Source organism: Pseudomonas sp. Irchel s3f7 (assembly GCF_900187615.1).
In the GTDB taxonomy this organism is placed as follows: domain Bacteria; phylum Pseudomonadota; class Gammaproteobacteria; order Pseudomonadales; family Pseudomonadaceae; genus Aquipseudomonas.
In genome coordinates this window covers 22539-44779 of sequence record NZ_FYDO01000041.1, presented here as the reverse complement: position 1 = coordinate 44779, position 22241 = coordinate 22539, and the positions used below count along the sequence as shown (strand labels likewise).

20 protein-coding genes are annotated in these 22241 nt (G+C 58.2%); 4 read left to right on the top strand and 16 right to left on the bottom strand.

The window, feature by feature from the left end:
• Window positions 1-482: 482 nt before the first annotated feature.
• The 6 genes from CKW19_RS26400 to galE all read right to left on the bottom strand — a co-directional run bounded on the left by CKW19_RS26400 (window position 483) and on the right by galE (window position 6687).
• The gene (locus CKW19_RS26400; protein WP_095061227.1) at window positions 483-2561 is read right to left on the bottom strand and encodes a YjbH domain-containing protein; all 2079 of its coding nucleotides are present in this window, start codon (window positions 2559-2561) and stop codon (window positions 483-485) included.
• Window positions 2558-3319 carry a capsule biosynthesis GfcC family protein gene (locus tag CKW19_RS26395; protein WP_095061225.1) on the bottom strand — a complete coding sequence of 254 codons (762 nt, stop codon included), beginning with the start codon at window positions 3317-3319 and terminating at the stop codon, window positions 2558-2560. Before CKW19_RS26395 ends, CKW19_RS26400 begins: the two co-directional genes overlap by 4 nt.
• Window positions 3316-3981, bottom strand: coding sequence for a YjbF family lipoprotein (locus CKW19_RS26390; protein ID WP_095061223.1), 666 nt, complete (start codon window positions 3979-3981; stop codon window positions 3316-3318). The genes CKW19_RS26395 and CKW19_RS26390 overlap by 4 nt, the downstream gene beginning before the upstream one ends.
• Window positions 3982-3995: 14 nt before the next feature.
• Window positions 3996-5057: a polysaccharide biosynthesis/export family protein gene (locus CKW19_RS26385; protein WP_095061230.1), complete on the bottom strand. Its 1062-nt coding sequence runs from the start codon at window positions 5055-5057 to the stop codon at window positions 3996-3998.
• A 144-nt stretch (window positions 5058-5201) separates the two neighbouring features.
• Entirely contained in the window at window positions 5202-5438 is a 237-nt protein-coding gene (locus CKW19_RS26380; RefSeq protein WP_095061221.1) for a hypothetical protein, read from the bottom strand.
• A gap of 232 nt (window positions 5439-5670) precedes the next feature.
• Window positions 5671-6687, bottom strand: coding sequence for a UDP-glucose 4-epimerase GalE (gene galE, locus CKW19_RS26375; protein ID WP_095061219.1), 1017 nt, complete (start codon window positions 6685-6687; stop codon window positions 5671-5673).
• Between the two features lie 386 nt (window positions 6688-7073).
• On the opposite strand from galE, the gene galU reads away from it, so the two are divergent.
• Both galU and CKW19_RS26365 read left to right on the top strand, forming a co-directional pair.
• A complete protein-coding gene (gene galU, locus CKW19_RS26370) occupies window positions 7074-7907 on the top strand; it encodes a UTP--glucose-1-phosphate uridylyltransferase GalU (protein ID WP_095061217.1) in 834 nt (277 codons plus the stop codon).
• Between the two features lie 47 nt (window positions 7908-7954).
• Window positions 7955-8371 (top strand): mannose-1-phosphate guanylyltransferase, encoded by a 417-nt coding sequence (locus CKW19_RS26365; protein ID WP_095061214.1) that lies wholly within the window; start codon window positions 7955-7957, stop codon window positions 8369-8371.
• A 70-nt stretch (window positions 8372-8441) separates the two neighbouring features.
• On the opposite strand, the gene CKW19_RS26360 is transcribed toward CKW19_RS26365, so the two are convergent.
• Genes CKW19_RS26360 through CKW19_RS26325 form a run of 8 tightly spaced genes read right to left on the bottom strand, consistent with a single transcriptional unit; the run spans window position 8442 to window position 17959 of the window.
• Window positions 8442-9608: an SGNH/GDSL hydrolase family protein gene (locus CKW19_RS26360; RefSeq protein ID WP_095061212.1), complete on the bottom strand. Its 1167-nt coding sequence runs from the start codon at window positions 9606-9608 to the stop codon at window positions 8442-8444.
• Between the two features lie 27 nt (window positions 9609-9635).
• Window positions 9636-10673 carry an acyltransferase family protein gene (locus tag CKW19_RS26355; protein ID WP_095061209.1) on the bottom strand — a complete coding sequence of 346 codons (1038 nt, stop codon included), beginning with the start codon at window positions 10671-10673 and terminating at the stop codon, window positions 9636-9638.
• Between the two features lie 12 nt (window positions 10674-10685).
• Window positions 10686-11789, bottom strand: a complete 1104-nt coding sequence (locus CKW19_RS26350; protein ID WP_095061207.1) for a hypothetical protein — start codon at window positions 11787-11789, stop codon at window positions 10686-10688.
• Window positions 11780-13009, bottom strand: a complete 1230-nt coding sequence (locus CKW19_RS26345) for a polysaccharide biosynthesis C-terminal domain-containing protein (RefSeq protein ID WP_095061205.1) — start codon at window positions 13007-13009, stop codon at window positions 11780-11782. Before CKW19_RS26345 ends, CKW19_RS26350 begins: the two co-directional genes overlap by 10 nt.
• Window positions 13006-14118: a polysaccharide pyruvyl transferase family protein gene (locus CKW19_RS26340; RefSeq protein ID WP_095061203.1), complete on the bottom strand. Its 1113-nt coding sequence runs from the start codon at window positions 14116-14118 to the stop codon at window positions 13006-13008. Before CKW19_RS26340 ends, CKW19_RS26345 begins: the two co-directional genes overlap by 4 nt.
• A 15-nt stretch (window positions 14119-14133) precedes the next feature.
• Window positions 14134-15216, bottom strand: a complete 1083-nt coding sequence (locus CKW19_RS26335; RefSeq protein ID WP_095061201.1) for a glycosyltransferase family 4 protein — start codon at window positions 15214-15216, stop codon at window positions 14134-14136.
• 40 nt (window positions 15217-15256) lie between these two features.
• A complete protein-coding gene (locus CKW19_RS26330) occupies window positions 15257-17479 on the bottom strand; it encodes a polysaccharide biosynthesis tyrosine autokinase (RefSeq protein ID WP_095061199.1) in 2223 nt (740 codons plus the stop codon).
• Window positions 17480-17518: 39 nt separating this feature from the next.
• Complete coding sequence (locus CKW19_RS26325; RefSeq protein WP_095061197.1) at window positions 17519-17959, bottom strand: low molecular weight protein-tyrosine-phosphatase; 441 nt, start codon at window positions 17957-17959, stop codon at window positions 17519-17521.
• Window positions 17960-18247: 288 nt separating this feature from the next.
• Between CKW19_RS26325 and CKW19_RS26320 the strand changes: the two genes are divergently transcribed.
• Both CKW19_RS26320 and tal read left to right on the top strand, forming a co-directional pair.
• On the top strand, window positions 18248-19213 hold the full coding sequence (locus CKW19_RS26320) for a glycosyl hydrolase family 5 (RefSeq protein WP_095061195.1): 966 nt from the start codon (window positions 18248-18250) through the stop codon (window positions 19211-19213).
• A 186-nt stretch (window positions 19214-19399) separates the two neighbouring features.
• Entirely contained in the window at window positions 19400-20326 is a 927-nt protein-coding gene (gene tal / locus CKW19_RS26315; RefSeq protein ID WP_095061193.1) for a transaldolase, read from the top strand.
• Between the two features lie 209 nt (window positions 20327-20535).
• Here tal and rssC read toward each other — a convergent pair whose 3' ends face one another.
• Window positions 20536-21018 carry an anti-sigma factor antagonist RssC gene (rssC, locus tag CKW19_RS26310; protein WP_095061191.1) on the bottom strand — a complete coding sequence of 161 codons (483 nt, stop codon included), beginning with the start codon at window positions 21016-21018 and terminating at the stop codon, window positions 20536-20538.
• Window positions 21018-22199, bottom strand: a complete 1182-nt coding sequence (rssB, locus tag CKW19_RS26305; RefSeq protein ID WP_095061189.1) for a two-component system response regulator RssB — start codon at window positions 22197-22199, stop codon at window positions 21018-21020. Before rssB ends, rssC begins: the two co-directional genes overlap by 1 nt.
• Window positions 22200-22241: the final 42 nt, after the last annotated feature.

The following is a 22241-nucleotide window of genomic DNA, read 5'->3' as shown; positions in this document are numbered from 1 at the left end:
GAGCCGATGCATTCCTTATCGGCGCATTAGGTGAAGGGGTGGGACGATGTCTCCCACGGTCTGTACTGGTCAGAGTCAGAAGCGAGGCTTTAGTCCCACCCACCCCTTCAAGTCTAAACATACAAGCGCGGCTTGCCCGCGATGGCGTCGGGTCAGTCGATATCAATGCTGGATTTACCCACGCCATCGCGAGCAGGCTCGCTCCTACAGGGGATTGGGGGATTGCCTGGATCTTCGGTTTGCCAAAAAAACACTGTAGGAGCGTGGCTTGCCCGCGATGGCGTTGGGTCAGTCGACATCAATGCTGATGTACTGGCGCCATCGCGAGCAAGCTCGCTCCTACAGGGGATTGGGGGATTGCCTGGATCTTCGGTTTTCCAAAAAAACACTGTAGGAGCGTGGCTTGCCCGCGATGGCGTTGGGTCAGTCGACATCAATGCTGAATGTGTTGGCGCCATCGCGAGCAGGCTCGCTCCTACAGGTTACTCGGTGATCTTGCCGAAGTTGCGGTAGAACATGTCGTCGTCGCGGCTGTCGGTCATGGAGTGCAGTTGGTAGCTGCGATTGAGCCGTGCGCCGCCGTCCCGGGTCAGCGGTGACCAGACGAGGTTGGCGCGGCGCATGGTCGACATGCTCATCAGTTCGTCGAACGGAATGGACAGGTAGATGCCTTTGTCGAAACTACCTTCGCCGTATTCCGCGCCGGTTGCGGTGGTGATGGTTGCCCAGGCACCAAACCGTACGCCGTTGGAAAACTCCCGCGAGATGTCCAGCGTGCCGCCCCAGTCGCCGGCCAGGTAACGCCCGACGCTGATGGCTGCCAGCGTATCGTGGGGCAAGTCGGTGTAGCCGGTGATGTGACCGGTCACCACCGAGTAATCACGCAAACCAAACCCTTGGTCGAACTCACGCTGACGGACGTAGTTCAGGTCCGCCCCCAACGACCAGCGCTCACCGGTCGGACGAAACAGCACCTCGCCCCCGACACCGGCAAACATCGACTCCAGATAGCCGCCGTACACCATGCCATACAGGTCTTTGTCCAACTGTTCGGCATGGCTGACCTGGAACAGCGGCATGGTGACATCGGAGGTGGTCATGTACTGGCGCAAGTCCGTGCGCACACGCGGCAAGCCGCTGGGTGCGTCATAGGTGAACTTGTCAAAGTTGTTGATCAGGTTGGCACTGAGCAAGCCACTCCACCAGGTGTTGCGGTTGAACCGGTACTCGGCGTCCGCGTCGGCGCTGAATTGATAGAGCAAGCCATCAGGGCCACCCACGTTCTGCTTGAAGCCCAACCCGACGCCATAAGCGAATGGCTGCATCGCTTCGGTGTAGAGGGTTTTCTCGTTGTGTGGCATCGCCGGATTGATCTCAGTCGTGCGGTGCAGCGTTTGCAGCGGCTCCTCGTTGTTGATCACTTCGCGGAAGGTTTGCCGAGGCACGCTGGTTTCTTCAAGCGGCAGGTCGTAGCGCTTGTTCACCACGGTGAACCAGTCGATCTCGTCGTTGACGCTGTTGTCCAGAATCCGACTCGCGCGGCCTACGGCTTTGGCGGAATGGAAGTAACGCTGCTGCTCGCCATACACGATCAACTCGGAATCGCGCTGGCTGATGCGCTCAATCTTGTACCCGGCATTTTGCTGCAGGCGCCGGGATACATCGGCCCAGTTGACCTGATCCATCTCGGTGCTCGGCGCCTTCGCAGGCAAGGGTTCGGCCGGTGGATCGAACGTCTTCGCCGGTGCCTTGCGGCTGACGAAATTGGTGTGAAAGGTGACGCCGAACATCGCCGTGTTGCCACGTTCCCACGCCGCGCTGACATCGATCGAGTCAGTCACTTTGAACACCGCGCCGAGGTTGATCGGCGAGTCCTGATTGATCTCGTTGTCCTTCGGTTCGTTCTTGTAATCATTGCCCTCGTATTCGAGTTTCAAGCTGAGCCGATCCCAAGGCGTCTGATAGCTCACGCCGCCGAAAAAGGAAGGGCTGCCGCGAAAGTACGCCCCGGTGTTAACGTCACCGGTCCCTTCACTGTCCGGTCGGGTCTTGAAGCGCTCATCGATAGAGCCCAGCGGGTTTTCGAAGTCGCCGCGATTACCCAGGTAACCCCAGGCAATACCGGCACTGAAATCAAGGTTGTCGTAGCGCTTGTTGGCCACCACGAACTCACTCGAGAACAGGCCTGTACCGCCGATGTCCCGGAAGCCTACGGCCACTTCGGGCGCCCAATGGGTTTCTTCCCAGAGGCGGGCCTTGAGGTCGACCGCCTTGTCCTTATAGCTCTGGCTGCCGCTCAGCGATTCGGGGCCGTAAGGGCGGTTGGTGATCGCGGTATAGCGAAACGAGCCTTCCAGCCACTCAAGTGGTTGAAGTGAAACGCTGTAACGGCTGTAGGGATCGGTGCGGTTGGCGTTCAGGCTCAACTCACCCGCCGGCGCCATCCGCGCCGTCGGCGTTTGCAACAGGCCAGCGCCACCGAAATCATTCTGGGTAATACGCGGTTCTGCATAGGCCAAACCACACGGAAACAACAATACGGCTGCAAAACGTAAATTCAACGAACCACCTCAGCCAGCTGCGTGGCAATAAATTCGGCCAACTGCTGATTCAGTTCAGGGATAGGCGGATCAAGGTCATCGTTTTTGACCGGGACCAGGATTTTGCTGCCGGCGGCCGGTATCTGCCCGCTCTCGCGATTCCAGTGGGCAATGCCGACGCGCCGGGAGACGCCGTTGGGCTGGATCAACCACAGGTAATCCGCGTCAGCGTCCTCGAGCGGCGCACAGCCTTGCAGGTACTCGCGGGCCTCTTGCAGCGCTTGATAGGGCAACCGGCAAGGTTCGGCGACAGCGCCAAGCACCTCGACCTCATCGACCCGCAGCGGATAGATCAGACGGTCACCGTCGTCCAGGCGAATGTTGCGGGCGAACCCGACTTCCACGGCGACCGGGTCCAGAACGGCCACCTGGCGCCCGGTGACCGGCATGCGCCTGACGTCCTCGGCCAAACGCAACGCCAGGGCAGCCCGGCTCGGTCTGTCGAAGAGCATCGCCATGCGCTGCAACACGTCCAGATCAAACAGCACGCCGGCCTTGAGTCGGGTCTGTTCTTCAACCAGGGACTGCCGCAGCAAGACGCCCGCCAACCAGTAACTCTCGGCATTGGGTTGCGCCACGCTGATCACGTCGAGCAAGCGCCCGCCCGCTGGCAGGTCGACCGCGCCCGGGTGGGCAACGTCACCGCTGACGGTGACCGCTGCCTGGCTGATGCCGGTGATCAACAGCAGGCACGCCGATAGCGCCCTGACCCGCTTCAAGGGACATGCCTGCGGTCAGGGGTCAGTTGCACAATCTTGACCCGCAACTGCGAGGTCAATTGCTGCTCACTCTGCACAATGAAACCGTCAACGGGATCGACCCAATAACGATTGGTCGCACGCAGGCCGATGGCCGGGGCGTCAATCTGCTCATCGACACGTAGCACGGTGTATTCCTTGTTGAGGATTTCGAGGGTTTCCATGGATCTGCGGGAGAAGCGACTGTTCAACGTCACACCGACTTCCTGGCCTTGATACAGATCGATCCAGCGCTGGCTGGTGTAACCATCCGGCACTTGATGAAGGCCTTTTTTGAACGGCGAAGCGTCAGTAAGACGCGTCCCGTCCAGATCGCCCTCCAGGCCCAGACCGACGCTGCGCACCGCGAGACCATCGCGCATCAGCAGCACCTGCTTGCCGGACGCGACCCAGAACTGCAGGTCGTCGCGCTCGCGCACCAGCGCCAGCACACCCGAGCCGGACGGCGTGGTCAGTTTGAGTTGCGGATAGCGGACATCCGCCACCTGGGCCGCTGTCACGTCCAGTTCATCCGGTCCCACCACCGCTGACTTGAGGTTGGTCAACGAGGCGACCATCAGCGGGTTACAGCCACACAACATCAAGGCCGCTATCAAGCAGACGCCAACATTCAACGTTCTCACGATCGGACCCGGCCTTAATTGCTGTTGCTGCTGACTTCGCTCATGTTCTTCGCCGCGGACGCGCCCGTACCGACAATGGATGCCGACGGCACCAATTGGCTGATGAAGCGGTTCCAGCGAGTCACGTTGGCAGGACCGACATAAACGACGTCCTGGGGACGCACTTCAAAGTGCGTGGCGAGTGCCATGGCGGTCGGTGATTCGGCTTGCAGTTGATAGACCTTTGCCGGTTCCACATCGAGGTTTTCAACCCCTCTGATGACGTACACGGCGTTGCCGTTGGAGGTGGTCTGACTCAATCCACCCACCGAACCCAGCACATCGGACAGGTTCATGGTCGCGGTCTTGAAACTCAGTGCACGAGGCTGATTGACCTCGCCCATCACGTAGATGCGCTTCTTGTCGTTGTACGGCAGATACAGCTGATCGCCACCCTTGAGGTAGACATTCTGCAACTCGGAATCCTGCTGATTGAGCGTGTCGAGATTGAGCGTGTACACCCGCCCGTTTCGCGTCAGCATCAGGCCGGACAAGTCAGCACTCGCCGTATCGATACCGGCCGTACCGAGGGCCTCGACCACACTCAGCGGATTGGTGGAAATCGCTTGCGGACCGGCCTTCGAAACGGCGCCCGTCACCACGACTTTCTGACTGGAAAAACGCAACACGGCGACATCCACTTGCGGCTCGGCGATGAAAGCCGACAGTCGTTGTTCGATGTCTGCTCGCAGTTGCTGGATCGTTTTGCCGGCCGCCTGAACTTCTTTGATGAACGGGTAATAGAGCGTGCCATCGGCACGCACCAGACGGCCGTTGGCATCGATCTGCTGTTGCGCGCCGGAGGGGGCCGTCAGCTCCGGGTGGTCCCAGACCGTGATGTACAACACATCGTTATTGCCGATGCGGTACTCGGCCGGGGTCGTCAACAACTCGCTCGGCACGGACTCGCGCTTGTACGTGGCCCGGTTCATGGAGATGAGCTTGGGCGTGATCGGAATGAGCTCGACCCGACTGCTCTCGCTGGCGCCCTCGCGCGTGATATCACTGGTGCTCAGGTATTGGCCGGGGGAAAACATGCAACCTTGTAAAGCGATGCTTGCCAACATTAAAAGAGAAAAACTACGAGTCATAATGGCACTACGCTATTCAAGGGCGAATCTAAAAACAAAGTCACCCGACTTTCGTCGGGCGACCTTGTACTGCACCAACAGGTATTTCAGTTAGTTGTGCGTACCGGTTGTACCGGTGGTACCCGTCGTACCGGTGGTACCGCCGTTTGCACTTCCACCACTGTTGGACGCCGCTACAGCACTGGCGACCATTGCAGTACTGGCAGCAGTGGCTTGAGTCGCCGCCACATTCCCCAATACATTGGTCGCTGCAGTAAGCGGCGCTTCTACCGCGGACGCCCAGTTGCTCAACATCGTCAACAGGGCGATTGCCATCACTTTCTTCATATCAACTCCTTTCTAACATTCAACCTGATAGACATCAGGCATTACGTTAGAGGTGGTAGAGTTCAAGTCCGCGAAAAGTGCGAACAAGATCCGTTGTTCTTTCACAGTCTTACCCAACTGATAAAAGTCGAACGGCAGGTTTATATCTACGGGCTTGCAAAACGCATAGCCAGTGTATTTTCCCGACGATATCTAACAACCTGACTGGAAATAACATTAGGTCAAAACGACATCATCCGAGGTAACCCTTGGGATGACTGGATTGCCAGCGCCAGGTGTCGGTCATCATTTCCTGAAGGTTGCGTGTGGCTTTCCAGCCCAGCTCTTTCGCCGCTTTGGAGGGGTCGGCCCAGCTCTCGGCGACATCCCCTGAGCGACGCGGTTTCATCCGATAAGGCACCGGCTGACCGCACGCCTGCTCGAACGCTCGCAGCACTTGCATCACGCTGTAACCATCGCCCGTGCCCAGATTCCAGGTATGAACGCCGGAGCGCCCGGCGATGGACTGCAAAGCCTTGAGATGGCCGTCCGCCAGGTCCACGACGTGGATGTAGTCACGCACGCCGGTGCCGTCGACCGTGGGGTAATCGTTACCGAAGATCGACAACTCTTGCAGACTGCCGACCGCCACCTGGCTGATGTAGGGCACCAGGTTATTCGGAATGCCATTGGGGTCTTCGCCCATATGACCGCTGTCGTGGGCACCGATCGGGTTGAAGTAACGCAACAGCGCGATACTCCAGCGCGGTTCGGCCAGGCTCAGGTCGCGCAGCACGTTTTCCACGATCAACTTGGATTGGCCATAGGGATTGGTGGGATTGCCCGTGGGGAAGTCCTCGCGGATCGGCATCTGCTCCGGCGCGCCGTATACCGTGGCCGATGAACTGAATACCAGGCGGAACACCCCGGCAGCGGCCATCGCCTGACACAGCGTGATACTGCCGCTGACGTTGGTCTGGTAGTACTCAAGCGGTTTTTGCACGCTTTCGCCCACAGCCTTGAGCCCGGCAAAATGCAGGACGGCATCAATGGCGTGCTGCTGGAAAATCCGGTCCAGCAAAGCCCGGTCGCACACATCACCGCGAATCATCAGCGCACTTTTGCCGCAAATGGCTTCCACCGCGTTCAGTGCCGCGTCGCTGCTGTTGCAAAGATTATCCAGCACAACAACTTCATAGCCTGCTTCAAGCAGCGCGAGCGTGGTGTGCGAACCGATATATCCAGCTCCACCCGTTACCAGAATTTTCATAGCGCGGTCCATAGTGGGAAAAGTGCAAAGTGGCGTGTCAAGCTCCTCTTATTAAAGATGCGTGCCAATCCACACAAATAAGAGCGACAACAACCCAAAACAAAATTAGTTCAACGACTGGCAATAAATATTTTTTCAGGCCAAACTGTATTGCGGGATACTTATTAGCACTCCGCTGCACTCACCACTATCAACAGATGCCGACTAAAAATAACCAATAACTATCAACCCGACATCTCATAACATTGTTGCGTTATCCGCACATTGCTATTTGCCACTAATGGCACAACTCATGTATTAAAGTAAGCCTTCAATAATCATTGAAACTTGCAATCACCCGTTATTGCGCGCACCCGCTGTGTTCCATGACTGTCCAGGATATTTTTATGATTCGTAAATGCTTGTTCCCCGCTGCCGGCTATGGCACGCGTTTCTTGCCGGCAACCAAAGCCATGCCCAAGGAAATGCTGCCGATCGTCAACAAGCCATTGATCGAGTACGCCGTTGAAGAAGCGCGGGACGCCGGCCTGCAACACATGGCGATCGTGACCGGCCGGGGCAAACGCGCGCTGGAAGACCACTTCGATATCAGCTACGAGCTCGAGCACCAGATTCGCGGCACCGAGAAAGAGAAGTTCCTGGCCGGTACCCGCGAGCTCATCGACACCTGCACCTTCTCCTACACCCGCCAGATCGAAATGAAAGGCTTGGGTCACGCGATCCTCAGCGGTCGCCCGTTGATCGGTGACGAAGCCTTCGCCGTGGTGCTGGCCGATGACCTGTGCCTGAACCTGGAAGGTGACGGCGTCCTTACGCAAATGATCCAGCTCTACAAAAAATTCCGCTGCTCGATCGTGGCCATCCAGGAAGTACCGCGCGACCAGACCCACAAGTACGGCGTGATTGCCGGCGAGCTGATCTCCGACGGCCTCTACCGGGTCAACAACATGGTGGAAAAACCGGCCCCGCAAGACGCCCCGTCGAACCTGGCGATCATCGGCCGCTACATTCTGACGCCCGATATCTTCGACCTGATCGCCGACACCCAACCGGGTAAAGGTGGCGAGATCCAGATCACCGACGCGCTGATGAAACAGGCGCAGAACGGTTGTGTGCTGGCCTACAAGTTCAAGGGTTTGCGCTTCGATTGCGGCGATGCCGAGGGTTACTTGCAGGCGACCAACTTCTGCTACGACAACGTGTACCTCAAGGGCCGCTGAGGCGGCTCCAGCACCCGACGCCCACTCTTCATTCAGGCAGGCCAACCATGAACATTGGAAAACTCTCGGCATTCATTGAAATGGAGGTGGGCAACCTCGGGGTGATGTCCTCCGTATCGCGACATCAGCGGTTGCCGAGCGCCAACGAATCCTGGCTCGGCCCCACGCTGCTGGTGGAGCGAATCGGCATGTTTCCGTCTTCCGGAGACATCCGCCGGCCGATGCTCGACCCCTATCCCCTCCTCGCTCACCTGAAAAAGCTCTACCGCGGGCAGGCGCTGGAGATGGATGACCGCGACGGACTGAAAGTGATTTTCAGCGATTGGCGATTCCGGGTGCGCATTTGCTGTAACGACCCGGCCATCATCATCAACGTGGAAACCCGCTGCGCTACGCAACTGATGCCGCTTAAAACCGCAGAGCTGCTCACCCATCTGGAGCACTTCGAATCGGCGACCCTGTAGGAGCCAGCTTGCTCCGGGCGGCGTTCCGACGAAAAACTCAATGACACCGCAATTCTTCAGGATTCGCGCGTTATCGTTGACGACCATCGCGAGCAAGCTTGCTCCTACAGGTGTCCTGTGCTGATAGCCCGGTGTTGTCACCGACGATCAGACGATAAAAGAAATCAGCGATCACCCGCCCACCCGTGGCCGGAACCGGATGAATCTTGTCCGGGCCGATCATGGTGGCGGTGTAGCGTTTGATGTCGGTGCCGAATGCACATTGCAGGTTGGCGTAACCCAGATGCTGCTCGCGTGCCCAGGGCTCCAGCACTTGCGCATAGGCCGACATCGGGTAAGCGCTGGAACGCGTCGTGTCCTGACGCAGGATCAGATTGATGCTCGCCGTCGGTTGAATCTCGCGGACCATCCCCACCAAACCCTGAATGTTCTTCAGGTATTGCTCGGGTTTCACGCCGAAACCCTGATCGTTACCGCCCAGCATGATCAGGTAGACGTCTGCGGGAATCTTCGACGCCACCGACTTCCACTGCGCCTGCCAACGGCTATCGCTGTGGTAGAAGTCAGCGGACGTCGCGCCAGATGCAGCGAGTTTGGATACCCGCACGCCGCCCTGATCGTTGCTCATCCACAGGCCAAACAACGTTGGCGCGCCTTTTACCACCTCCAACCGGAACGCCCAGTCTGTCGCCGCCGATGTGCCTGGCAGTGGCACTTCCTGCACACCCTCGCCCGCCAGCGTCAATGGCTGCCAGTTTTGCGAAGGGTTCCAGCGGTAGCGCACCTCGTTGGATTCGCCATTGCCGAGGTAGAGCAGTTTTGCTTGGGTGACAGCCGTGTTGATGGCCGGTGTCGGATTGGCATCGATCTGCAGCCAGGCGCCAGTCCGGCCGGTAAGGGTGCGACTGTCGGGGCTGGCCTGTCCAAGCGCGGAGACCTGCCAATCACCGCCGAAGTATTTTTCGCTGCTGCGGGTGTATTTGAAATGGGTGCCGCCCAGTGCCGCGCCGTGGTTGAAGCCGACATAACCGGGGCCTGCAAAACCCGCTTCCCCAGCCAGCCGCTGCACCAGTTTGTTCAGATAGAAATCCTGCCCGGCGCTGTAGCTGTCACCAATCACCGAGATGGACAGAACCTTCCCCGCCTTCCCTTCGCGCCACTGACCAAACCGTTCGCGAGCGTCACCAATCTCGACCACTGACGCCGCAACAGGCTGGACGTCATCAACTGCCAACATGCATCGCTTCCTTCCCTCGGACAAACATCAAGTCTGGGGCACCGGGGCGACGTTGACCGGCGTTTTTTTTGCCGCCGCACGCTCACCCAGAAACAGCACGGAGGTGAAGTTGAATCGACTGAACACAATCGACAGAACCACCGGCCCCAACAAGCCACACGTCACGCCACCGAGCACCAGAAGGCTTTCGTCTTTCACGCCCAGGCGCCCCAGCACAAACCGCGAAGTCGCGGCGAACAACACGTGGAACAGGAAAATGGCATAGGAATACCCGCCGAGCCAGGTCAGCCACTTCGAGCGCATGTCACTCGACAGCAACGCCATGCAGGACACGCAACCCACCGTCAAACCGATCAGGCTGCGGCGATCGACGATCAACTCACGATCCACTGCTGCCACATACAGCAGCGTCAGCGATATCACCACGAACACCAGCGGGCCAACCACCTTGAGCGATTGCTTCAACGCGCCAACCTTTTCCTGGCCAATCATCCCCGCCACGAAAAACGGTAGCAGGTAAATCGCCCCGTTGATGCCAAACGCATCGACCTTGAACGGTGGCAGCAAAAACACCACCGCTGCAAACGCAAACAGCAGGTACAACCGGGTCGCCGTGCGCAACAGCCCACGCCATTCCAGCAGGCCGACGAACATGAAAATGATGAACACCGCCTGCAAGAACCAGAAGTGGTTGATCGGCACCCAGAACGACAGCAATGCGTCGATCACACCGACGTCTTTGTTCACGCCCGGGCCAACCGCCTGCAACACGGAGAACGGAATCCCGACGCAAAACAGTGGCACGATCAACCGCCGCACCTTGCCGGAGAAGAACGCCGAAAAGTCATTGCCGCGGATTTTGTAGATGGAATAGATGTAGCCCGAAATGAAGGTGAACAGCGGCATGCGCACATACACCATCGAGTCGGCGATCACCCGGAACGGCGAGCCCAGGTCTATTTTCAAGCCGCCGCCCAAGGGGCCGATGACGTGATAAAGCACCAGCAACAGGCACGCCAGGCCACGCAGGGTTTCGATCTCCAGGGACTTTTTCTTGCTCGACATAAAGCACCTGCCTCAATTCAAAATTCTTGATTCAACCTGCACCGGCTTGTTCGCCCGCAGCATCAAGCCCAGGCCCACGAACAACACCGGCACCACCATCGAGAAGTGCCGGGCGAAGGAGCCAAAGTCCGGCTCGAACAGGCCTTGAACCAGCAGAAACGCCAACGGAATCGCGATCAGTTCCTTGGGTTTGGTCTGGATCGTCGCGCCTTTGTAATCGGTCGAGGTGATGACTTTGAACAGCAGCAACGCGGTCATGATCATCAACGCCACGAAGATCACCTGCCCCGGCCCCGACAGCAAAATCAGCTCCACCGGGAACGACAACCGGAAGAAGATGATCATCGAGTCCAGCGCCTGGGAAACGAAGTCGCTGCCGCTGAGCCACGAGACGATCAACGACTTGGAACCTTCCTCGCCCGCCGTGCGCAGTTCGTTGTTACTGGCGCGAATCGACGACACCGGAAACCCGAGCGCCACCTGGATCGCCGTGGCGACCGCCAGGTAGAACAGGAACAGCATCAGGAAAAAAGTCAGGCGCGAGACGTACTTCTTCATCACGCAGACGCCGACCCAGGACAGTGAAAACAGAATCCAGTAGGGCCGGATCAGCACGCCGTAGATCACCGCCGAGAAGAAAAAGCCGCCGCGATATTTGCGCGTCAAAGCGCTGAGCAAAATGCTCAACACCGCCACCGACACAATGATTTCCTTGGTCAGGTTTTCAAGGAAAAACGAGCGAACAACGCCCCACAGACACAGCGTGCCGAAAATCGTCAGCGGCATGCGCCGGAAGACCACCACCGGAATCGCCGTGAGGAAAAAATTGCAGAACATGCCGTAGGCCCAGGCATTGGTCAGATTGATCCCGGTGGGCCGCAGCAGAAACGCCGAACACTCGTAGGAAGAACGATCCGGCGAGAACGGGTTCCAGAAATTGCAGTTGTCGGCACGGGCGTAGGACGACCACAAGGTCATGGCATCCGGCCCCGGATCGCGGGGGATCAACAGCGGCATGGCCACCGACAGAAACAACCCGGTAAAGAGGATCAGGAACGAAATCGAGGAATCGAGTTTCTTGCCGCGAAACTCGATGCACGGCAGTTTCAACCCCATGCCAGTGCCCCTTTCGGCCGGGTTACACGGGTCAACACGGCAATCACGCCCAGCTGCACGATGATCGCAAAAACGTTGCCCCACGCGGCGCCGTAAATCGAATAGTGCTTGATCAGCAGGTAACTGACCGGCACCGAAACCAACAAGCAGATCGCCGCGCTGGCGAGTGATACACGACTGTTTTTCGAGGCAATCAAACCGCCCCAAACGATGTCGCCCACCGCACGCAGGGCAAAGGAAAAAATCAGCACACCGAGAATCGCGTTGTCCGGACGCGGAACGCTCGTGGCGACGTAATCGAGCACAACGTTGAAGAACAGATAAATCAGCACCGCCACCATTGCGGAAACCATCAGCGAACGCATGACCCATTTATTCACGAACAAGTGCCGGACCGTGAACGACTGTTGATCCGCCTGAAAACGCTTGGCGAGCACTGGAATACCCACCACCGCCACCACCGCGTAGGACAGCGCTTGCAAGGTATTGGCCGCCGACCAGGCGTACACGTACTTGCCGAGGCTGGCGTAGGGTTCGATGTCGATAATCAGAAAGCGCTCGGCGTACTGACTCAGCGCGATCAACCCTGTGCCGAGATAGAACGGCAACCCGGCTTTCCACACGGTTGCCGTGGCCAGCGTCCCGCTCACTCGCCCCTTGTGCACGTTCACCACAATCAGGTAACCGGCCACGATCACCAGCACGTTGGCCGCAACCCACAACCACAGCACACTGGCGATCCCGGATACCCAGCCGAGCATCATCCCACCCACCGCCAACATCGCCCAAAGGCCGGTCTTGATGAAAAACAGCAGCGCACCCGCCGTGGCTTTCTGCGCGGAAAACACGAAGGAGTTGATCTCGAACGACAGGTGCTCGGTGAGCAGTACCAGCGTCACGCAGAGGATCAGCGCGGTCGGCGCCTCAACCTGTTGGAACAGTGAATAGATCAGCACCGTCGCCACCGACAACAGCAGCCCCACGGCCAGGTACAACAGCAGCACCTTGTCGACGACTCGCCGCGAACTGGCTTCGACACTGATCAGCCGATTGATTTCGGAACTGAAGCCGACGCTGTAAAACTTCGAGGCGATCAACGAAGCCGCCATCACCACGCCGTAAAAGCCCAGCGCGTCATACCCCAGGTAATGGGTGATGGCGAGCACCAGCAAAAACTTCGCGCCTAACGCCCCGCCCCGGAGCAACAACCGGAATATCATCGAACGATGCCTTTGATGATCTCGTCCATGGCCACCGTTTTGGCTTCAATCTCGCGGCAGGTGTCGGTCAGGCGCTTGCCGAAATCCGACAGTGCGTTCGGCGCGTAAACCGTGTTGATGATGGTGTCGACATCGATATCGCCGCCGTTGATCACCCAGTCTTCCACGCCCATGTCCTGATAGGCGCCAAAGCCCTTGCGCTCATAGCTGATGTGGTACGCCGGAACGCCGGACAGCAGCGATTCGATGGCGCCGTGCAGGCGCACGGAAATCACCAGGTCCGGCTGATACTTGGCGATCGTCGCCTTCAACGGCAGCAAGTCTTCGGTAATCCCCAACTCCCGATAGAATGCACCGTCATCGTTGCCGCGAACGGCGCTCTGGACGGCGCAAACCACTTTGCTTTTGTTCTTCAAGCGCTGCAGCAGCAACTTCAGGTTGGCCACGTAAGCGACCTTCTTGTCCTTGCTCCACTCCGGCGGTTTGCGCAGCACCACACACACCGTGGCCGGCGAAGACGCACAACGGGTGAACTTGGGTTGCATGAGGATTTTGCTGGCCAATGACTGGACCGCCAGATCCGGCGCGCGGTAGACATTTTCACAGGCATCGAAAATCGCCGAGGAGCGGTTGTCGCGCACAAACACGGCGTCGGCACTGGCGTAATGCTCGACGATCTTGCGGCTCTCGCCATGAAACGGGCCGATGCTTTGCGGCAGGTACACCGACGGGACTTTGCTGAGAATCGCGGTTTCCAGTTGCTTGGCGTGGCCCAGATTCAACTTGATGTGTTCGAAGGCGCTTTTGGAACGCATGTAGCCGCCACCGACGCCGACGATCAAATCGGTTTTCTTCAGCAGATCAGCCAGCCCCGCGTAGGACTGATTGAGAAACACCGCTTGCTTGACCCGACCCAAGCCCTTGGCTGCCATCACCGGTGCGTCAAAACGCGGGTACGGCAAGTAGTTGAAGGACTCCGGATCGGAAGCCACGACACTGATCGACGTATCTTCCCCAAAGTTGCGTTGCACCAGGGCAATGGCCAGATCCACGAGCAGGCCGTCACCGGAGTTGGACGCACTGTAGCCATGCAAAATCGTTACGTTCATAAGCTTGAATTCTACTTAAAAAGTGGGGGCGCGATACAGGTCATAGGTCTGGCGGATCATTAACGCCGCGCTGAAGCGTTCGCGGACGATGCTGCGCCCTTCGCTGCCGAGGTCGAGCAATCGCGGCTTCTGGATTTTCTTCAGCACATCGGCCAGCGCCTGGTGGTCGCCGCTGGGGAAGACGTAGCCGGACACCTCGTTAGTGACCAACTCGGGCAGCGACGTACAGTCGCTGGCAATCACCGGCAAGCCCATGGCCATGCCTTCGAGCGGCACCATGGCAAAGCCTTCCCAGCGACTCGGGACGATCAGCGCATCGGCTTTCCGGTACAGCGCCTGGACTTCGCTCGGCGTCACCCACGGCAGGTATTCAACCCCTTCCATTGGCGGACACTCGACCGAATCCTCATTCACCGCACTGCCCACCACCGTCAGCTTCAAGTCACTGCGCTGGACGTTGGCGAACGCCTTGAGCAACACGTCGAAGCCTTTCTGATAATCGAGACGGCCGACGAAGAGCAGATGAATGGGCTCGGGACTGGTGGTTTTCGGCGCGTCATCCTTGTGGTGGATGCCGTTGTAGATCAGCGTCATGCGCTGGCGTTCGATGCCGAACTGCGCGGCTTTGTCGAGCTCGTACTGGCTGACGCAGATGATCACATCGGTGACCTTCTGCAATACCCGCTCGATCCACGCATAGGCTTTCTGCTTGGTTGGCGAGCTTTCCATCAGGAACGAAAAAGCATGCGGGCAGTAAACGATTTTCGGCTTGCGCCAAGGTCGCAACAGCACGCAGACGCAACGCCCGATGACGCCGGAAAAGGTGCTGTGCAAATGCACGACATCGGGTTTTTCCTTGAGCATCACCTGGGTCAGTCGCCAGGCGAAGCGCAGCAACGACGGCACATTGCGGCCGGTCCGGGCGAAGGTGCGGATCTGATGCCCGGCAATCCCGTGCAGTTCTTTTTCCTGATCCTGCGGAACCAGATAGACCCGCTCATAGTTTGCCGCGTCGCCTTCGGGCGAAGCCGAAATCGTACGGATCACCGTCGCGACGCCACCTTTGATCGTCTCTGCCACGTGCAGTATTTTTTTCACAACTCACCCACTTCAAACAGGAAAGGACAATCGCTGACACTCAGGATTTGTCGGACGCGTATTCGTAGTTGTAATAGCCGTAGCCATTGCCGTAGGAGCTGGCCGCACGCTTCTCGACGCCGTTGAACACAGCGCCCTTCAACTCGATGCCGTTTTGCGCGAACCGACGAATCGTCAGTTCGATCTCCTTGGCCGGGTTCACCCCGAAGCGCGTGACAATCAGGCTGATGCCTGCTTCTCGACCGACAATTGCCGCATCCGTCACCGCCAGCAACGGTGGCGTGTCGATGATCACCACGTCATACCGCTCGCTGAGTTGCGCCAACAGTTCACGAAAATTGGCGTGCATCAGCAGTTCTGAAGGATTGGGTGGAACCTGGCCGCGACTGATGAAATGCAGGTTGTCGACTTCGACTGTATTGATCGCCTGCTCGATGCTGCAGCGCTTGACCAACAGGTCCGACAAGCCATTGGTAATCGGCGTATTCAACGTCTTGTGCAGGTGACCTTTGCGCATATCGGCGTCGATCAGCACCACCCGCTGTCCGCTCTGCGCCATGACTGCCGCGAGGTTGGAAGAAACGAAGGTCTTGCCGACTTGCGGGCTCGGGCCGGAAATCATGATCCGGTTGTTAGTCGAATCCAGCCCGGCAAAATGCAGGCACGTGCGCAAACTGCGAATCGACTCGATGGACAAGTCCGTCGGGTTACGCAACGCCAGCAGATACGCCGGTTTCTCCGTCGCATCCTTGCGCACTTTTTTACTGTCTTCTTCCTGCTGCAGTGCGCTGTACGGGATCGATGCATACACCGGCAAACCGAGTTGCTCGATGGCCTCCGGCCCTTCCAGTCCACGGCTCATGGATTTGCGCAACAACACCAGGGCAACACCGAAAAAGGCGCCGAGGAAGGTGGCAATCAGCACGATCAGGGGCTTGCGCGGTTTGACCGGGCTGGTGAGGTCGACATCGGCGGTGTCGATCAACCGCACGTTGCCCACCGCCCCTGCCCGGACGATGTCCAGCTCCTGGGATTTGTTCAGCAGTTGCGTGTAGATCTGCGATGCCACTTCCACGTCGCGGGTCAGGTTCAGCAGTTCCTGTTGCGTCGCAGGCAGGTCCTGGGCCTTGCTCTCCAGTGTCTTTTGTTGCTGGGTCAGTTCGCCGATCTGCATCATCAATGCGCGATAGGCCGGATGCTGTTTGGTGAACTTGCGATCCAGCTCCGCCTGCTGCATTTTCAGCTCGGAGATACGGGTGTCCAGGCTGACAACCTGTTCCAGCACCGATTGGGTTTCGAGGGAAATGTTGACCGTCTTGCCGCGGGTTTGATAACCATTGAGCGCATCGCTGGCCTTCGCCAGATCACGTTTGACCTGCGGCAGTTGGCCTTGCAAAAACTCCAGGCTCTGCGCCGCTTCGGCGGATGTGCGCTGCACGTTCTGCTGCACATACAACGAAGCGATTTTATTGAGGATTTTCACCGCCTCGGCCGCATCGGTGCTGGCCAGGGCGAGACGGATGATGCCCGACTCCTTGCCTTGCTCGGTGATCTCCAGCGCATCCTGGTATTTCTGGATGGTCACAATCCGTGGATTACGCACCACTTCGAAACGGGTGCCGGGGTTCGCCTCCAGATGAGCGATCATCCCTTCCACGCCGCCTTGCGCAAAGGCACTGCCGGCAACGCCTTCCACCAGCAGATTATCGTTGTCATCAAAGAGCTGGAATCGATGCTGCTCGCCGGCGATCAGCGTGAGTTTCTTGCCCAACAATTCCTTCGGCAGATTGAGCCGGGCGAACTCCAGGCGCTCACCGCCCCAGGCGTAGCTGTTCAGGCCGAAACGCGGCGCCGCGACACTGAACTCGGTCTCGCCGCGATAACGTCGGGCGAGAAAGCCGCCTATGACCGGGAAGGTTTTGGGGGTGATGTCGATATCAAGGCGAAGATCATCGACCGTTTTGCCGATTATCGCGCGGGACTTGATGATGCCGATTTCGGTCACCGACGGCGATTGCCCGCCGAGCATGCTGTTGAGGTCGGAAAAACCGAGCATGTCGTTCTTTTTCGGCTCGACCTGCACCAGCGCATTCGCCATGTACACCGGCGTCGACAACACCGCGTAGGCAACGCCGGTCATCATGAACGCACCGGTGAGCGCGCCTATTAACCATTTCTGGTCAACCAAAGAGCCAAAAATGCCGAGAAGATCAATACTGTCTTGATCATTGTCCCGGGTGCCGATTACTGACGGTAACTGCATAAGTCTGTTCTTACCATTCACTGATCTGAAGGATATTCATCAATGTCCGAGGCGCTGTGCCCATGAGCAAACAGCATCTTCAATCAATGCGTGGGCATGAATAAACGCGGCCTTTCCTTGACGATACGGATCCTGTATTTCTCGCTCGCTCTGCCACTTGCCGAGCAGAAATACTTTGCCCCTCGCATGAGAGGCAATATTCAAGACTTGTTTTACATGCTCTTTTTCCATGACCAGAATCAGGTCTGATTCATTAACGATGTCGGGTGTGAGTTGCCGCGCCTTAAACCCTTGGGCGTCGTGCCCGTGATCTTCCAGTACCTGGAGGGCCGACGGTTCCATGGCCTCGCCAACCCGTGCGGCAAGGCCCGCCGAGGTGACCGTGATCGTTGAAGGGGCCAGCGCGTTACGCAGCAACGTTTCTGCTGTCGGACTTCGGCAAATATTGCCCACGCAGACGACAAGGATCTTTCTGAACAAGGTTACTTTCCTGTGTAATATCAATAGGCCAATATGCGCGTGGGCTTTAGTGAACCCACAAGACCTTGCGGCACGCAGAAATAGATTCGCCCTGTTAATACAAGTGCATTAAGTACCACAGCCCTCAAAAGTCACCCAACCAGAATTACCGGACCAAAAATAACTGTGATTTTCCGGTATTGGTTTTCTGACAAAAAATAACATTCGTGCACTTAGCACCCTCGCAACTATCGAAATGAAAATAACCAGTTAACGATTGGCCAATTTCATTTAATCGGGAGAGCACACATGAACTCAGCGCCTTTCAAAAGGTTCGCGACCGTCACCCTGTTGATGCTCGGTGCGGCCAGCCAGGTTCACGCCAGCGATTTATTCCCGGCGCTGACTGCCGACAAGACCATCGGTGTCCAGGTGAAGATCCAGACCTTCTCCCCCGCTGATGCCAAACAGATCAAAACCGCTGGATTCGGCTTCGTGCGCTTTGGCGTGTGGACCAATAGCCTCGGCGGCACGGCCTATCAAAAGCAGATACGCGATGCGTTCGCTGCCGCCAAGTCCGCCGGGCTGCCGGTATTGATGACCGTACGCTCGACCAAGGCGCTGACCACTACGCCTGACGACACCGGAGAACTCGCTGCTGCCGGCGAGTCGTTCGCCAACGCGGTGATGAGCCTGGAGAAATCCTACGGCCCGCAACTGGTCGCCATTGAGATATGGAACGAGCCGGACCTGGCGAAGTATTGGCCAACCCGACATTTCGACACGACGTTTGTGCCGTTCATGAGTGCCATGTGCAAGTCGCTGCAGGACACAGCGCCATCGACGCCGTTGATCGGCTTTGGTTTCGCCCGCCCGCCAAGTGCCGGCAGCGCATCGACCGTGGCGCTGGACAGCATCGTCCGCGAATACCCCAAGTGCCTCAGCGCAATCTCCTATCACCCTTATGGCATGTCCGGCGCGCAGATCAGCAAGGCCCAGGCGTTCATTCAACAGAACTTCCATCTACCGGGCGTCATCAGTGAATGGGGCGTTCCCTCGCTCAGATCCAACGGCGGGATTGAAGCGCAGGCCAGCAAAATCAGCGCGTTCATTGCGGACGTCAAACAGCTCGACATCCCGCTGACCTCAATCTACGAGTGGAAAAACAGTGAAACGGGCAGCAATGACCGGGAGAGAAATTTCGGTTTGCTGACCGCTGATGGTCAACCGAAACCGGCGAGCATGGCGGCCTCGACCCGGTTGAATCCAGAGTAGGTCGCTGACGGTCAGTTGCTTTGAACCTGTGCCGCGTTTTGGCATCGTATTTACCGATAGCACGCCCCGCCTTTCAAACAGCCGTACTCCGGTTGTTGCCGCAGGGACCGTCGATACACGTACCCGCCCTTGAGTGGCTGTCAGCGCTCGGGTAATGTCATCAGATCCATAGGACAGAGCACGCCCATGACTTCCAAGCTGGAACAACTCAAACAAATGACAACCGTGGTTGCCGACACCGGCGACTTCGAAGCGATCGCTCGCGTTAAACCCGTGGACGCCACGACTAACCCTTCCCTGCTGCTCAAGGCCGCAGCGATTCCCGCGTACGCCGAACTGCTGAACGCGAGCGTCAGCGACTGCAAGGGCGACATAGGCCTGGCCAGCGACCGTTTTGGCGTTGCCGTGGGCCAGGAGATCCTCAAATTGATCCCGGGCCGCATTTCCACCGAAGTGGATGCGCGCCTGTCATTCGATACCGACGCCATGCTCAAGCGTGCGCATCGTCTGATCGAGCTGTACGAAAAAGCCGGCATCGGCCGTGACCGCGTGCTGATCAAGATCGCCTCCACCTGGGAAGGCATCCGCGCTGCCGAGATCCTTGAAAAAGAAGGCATCCAGACTAACCTGACCCTGCTGTTCTCCTTTGCCCAGGCAGCCGCCTGTGCCGACGCCGGGGTGTTCCTGATTTCGCCGTTCGTGGGCCGTATCTACGACTGGTACAAGAAAGCCAACGGCAACGACTACACCGGCGCGGACGATCCGGGCGTGCAGTCGGTGACGCGCATCTACAACTACTACAAGGCCAATGACTACAAGACCGTGGTCATGGGCGCGAGCTTCCGCAATCTGGGCCAGATCGAGCACCTGGCCGGCTGCGATCGCCTGACCATCAGCCCTGACCTGATCGACAAGCTGGCGGCGGACACCGGCAAGCTGGAGCGCAAACTCGCCCCAGGGCATGCCGGTGAAGCACGTCTGGGCCTCAACGAATCGCAATTCCGCTGGTTGTCCAACGAAGACGCGATGGCGACCGAGAAACTGGCCGAAGGCATTCGTCAGTTCGCTCGCGATCAGGAGAAACTTGAGGCGTTGTTGCAGGCCAAGCTGTGATCTGATTCAGCGTAATGCAAAAAGGGCGAACCCTGGTGGGTTCGCCCTTTTTTGTGGCTGTTTGACTAGGTTGGCTGCGCGCGGTTTTTGCAGTGGTTAAACGGGCGCCATCGCTGGCAAGCCAGCGCCTACAGGGTAATCGATGTGTTCAATTGTAGGAGCCGGCTTGCTGGCGATGGTGCCTGGACAAGCACCACGGGCTCAGGAAATCAGTGGCGTTCGAGCGCATTCACCAGGTCATGGAACGCTTCACGATTGGAGTCGTTCAGGCCCATGAGGATCTTGTGCGCTTCGAGCACCTTGATCCGCACCACCTCTTCGGACTGATCCTGATCTGGCAGGTCGTCCAGGCATTCCGGGCACGGCACAGGCTTGTCAACGATGTTGAACACCTGCTCGAAGCCCATGGACTGCAGAAGACGGGTGATGTCTTCGTGGGTGGTGACGACAGTCGGCAACAGGCCGACCTTCTGCCGCGACAGGATCGACAACTTGGCCAGCAGGCCAAGGGTGGTGCTATCGATGCTGCGGGTTTCAGTCAGGTCGATCACGATCGTGTTGAAATTCAACGCGGTGAAGATCCGATCAATAGTCGCATCCAACGCCGAACACAGGGTCAGGCGAACTTCACCGACGAACTTCAGGACGAAGGTGCCATCCTGCTCGGCGAACTGGATTCTACCGGTACTCATCAAAGATTCCTGCTCAACACCAACAGGGCGATATCATCCGGCATCTCCCCTAGCGTGGCCAATCCAAAAACCTGCCGCAGCCCATCCAGGGTGCCGCCCGCAGCCTTGACCCGTTGGGGCAACGCCGCCTCTTTTTCTTTGAGTGTGGGTTCTGGCAAAAGGTCCAGAATGCCATCAGACATCAGCGTCAGGCTGAACGTCGGCGGCAGCTCCAGTACGTGATCTTCGTAGGTCGCTTCGTTGAAGAGGCCTACGGGCAGACCGCGCCCTTCCAGATAACTGACACTGTCGGGTGTGTACAACACCGGCAACGGCAGATGACCGCCGATGCTATAGGTCAACAAACCTGTCTCCTCGTCGATGACTCCACCGACCATTGTGACGTGTTTACCCAGCTTACAACTGATCAGGCCCCGGTTGATATGACCAAGGACTTCTGAAGGCTTGAACTCCGGCAATGTGCCGCTGCGCTTGGATTCGAACAGCAAGCGCGTGGTCATGAACTTCAACAGCACCGTGACGAAGGCTGAAGAGGCGCCATGACCGGATACGTCGGCCAGGTAGAACGCTACCCGACGCTCGTCGACCCGGAAGTAGTCGACAAAATCACCCGACAGGTACAGCGACGGGATGATCTGGTGAGCAAACTTGAACTCGTCGATGGCCCAAGGGCTGACCGGCAGCATGTTCATCTGCACCTGACGACCGGCGTTCTGGTCTTCCTGGAGCAGGTTCAGGCTGGCGGCGAGCTCGCGGTTGGCCTTCTCCAGCTTCTCGCGGTAGCGCTGGTTTTCCACCAGCAGACGCGCACGATCCAGGGCCCGACGCACAGAGTGCTCAAGCACTGCCAGATCTTCGAGAGGCTTGATCAGGTAATCCGCCGCACCCAGGCGCAGGGCCTCGACCGCGTCGTTCATCACGCCGGCGCCCGACACCACGATCACTGGCGTCTGCGGCGACCGCTCGGTGACCTGGCGAATGAGTTCGAGTCCGCCCATCTGCGGCATGCGCAGATCGCAGATGACCAAGTCGGGCTTGTCTTGCTCGAATACCTGAAGACCTTGCTGACCATTGCTGGCCTGCAAGACGCTGAAACCACTGTCTTCCAAATAGGCGGCGAGGCTCGCGCGCACTACTTCGTCATCATCGATTATCAGCAGCGTGGCACTGGTTTTTGGCATGTGGGCAAACGGCGCCAGAATTAGGTTGGCGTAGCTGGCGGG

Coding starts and splice junctions, on each gene's coding strand:
- CKW19_RS26385 (WP_095061230.1), bottom strand. CDS start 5,057: ATGTTTTCCCCCGGCCAATACCTGAGCACCAGTGATATCACGCGCGAG.
- CKW19_RS26380 (WP_095061221.1), bottom strand. CDS start 5,438: ATGAAGAAAGTGATGGCAATCGCCCTGTTGACGATGTTGAGCAACTGG.
- galE (WP_095061219.1), bottom strand. CDS start 6,687: ATGAAAATTCTGGTAACGGGTGGAGCTGGATATATCGGTTCGCACACC.
- galU (WP_095061217.1), top strand. CDS start 7,074: ATGATTCGTAAATGCTTGTTCCCCGCTGCCGGCTATGGCACGCGTTTC.
- CKW19_RS26365 (WP_095061214.1), top strand. CDS start 7,955: ATGAACATTGGAAAACTCTCGGCATTCATTGAAATGGAGGTGGGCAAC.
- CKW19_RS26360 (WP_095061212.1), bottom strand. CDS start 9,608: ATGTTGGCAGTTGATGACGTCCAGCCTGTTGCGGCGTCAGTGGTCGAG.
- CKW19_RS26355 (WP_095061209.1), bottom strand. CDS start 10,673: ATGTCGAGCAAGAAAAAGTCCCTGGAGATCGAAACCCTGCGTGGCCTG.
- CKW19_RS26350 (WP_095061207.1), bottom strand. CDS start 11,789: ATGGGGTTGAAACTGCCGTGCATCGAGTTTCGCGGCAAGAAACTCGAT.
- CKW19_RS26345 (WP_095061205.1), bottom strand. CDS start 13,009: ATGATATTCCGGTTGTTGCTCCGGGGCGGGGCGTTAGGCGCGAAGTTT.
- CKW19_RS26340 (WP_095061203.1), bottom strand. CDS start 14,118: ATGAACGTAACGATTTTGCATGGCTACAGTGCGTCCAACTCCGGTGAC.
- CKW19_RS26330 (WP_095061199.1), bottom strand. CDS start 17,479: ATGCAGTTACCGTCAGTAATCGGCACCCGGGACAATGATCAAGACAGT.
- CKW19_RS26320 (WP_095061195.1), top strand. CDS start 18,248: ATGAACTCAGCGCCTTTCAAAAGGTTCGCGACCGTCACCCTGTTGATG.
- tal (WP_095061193.1), top strand. CDS start 19,400: ATGACTTCCAAGCTGGAACAACTCAAACAAATGACAACCGTGGTTGCC.
- rssC (WP_095061191.1), bottom strand. CDS start 21,018: ATGAGTACCGGTAGAATCCAGTTCGCCGAGCAGGATGGCACCTTCGTC.
- rssB (WP_095061189.1), bottom strand. CDS start 22,199: ATGCCAAAAACCAGTGCCACGCTGCTGATAATCGATGATGACGAAGTA.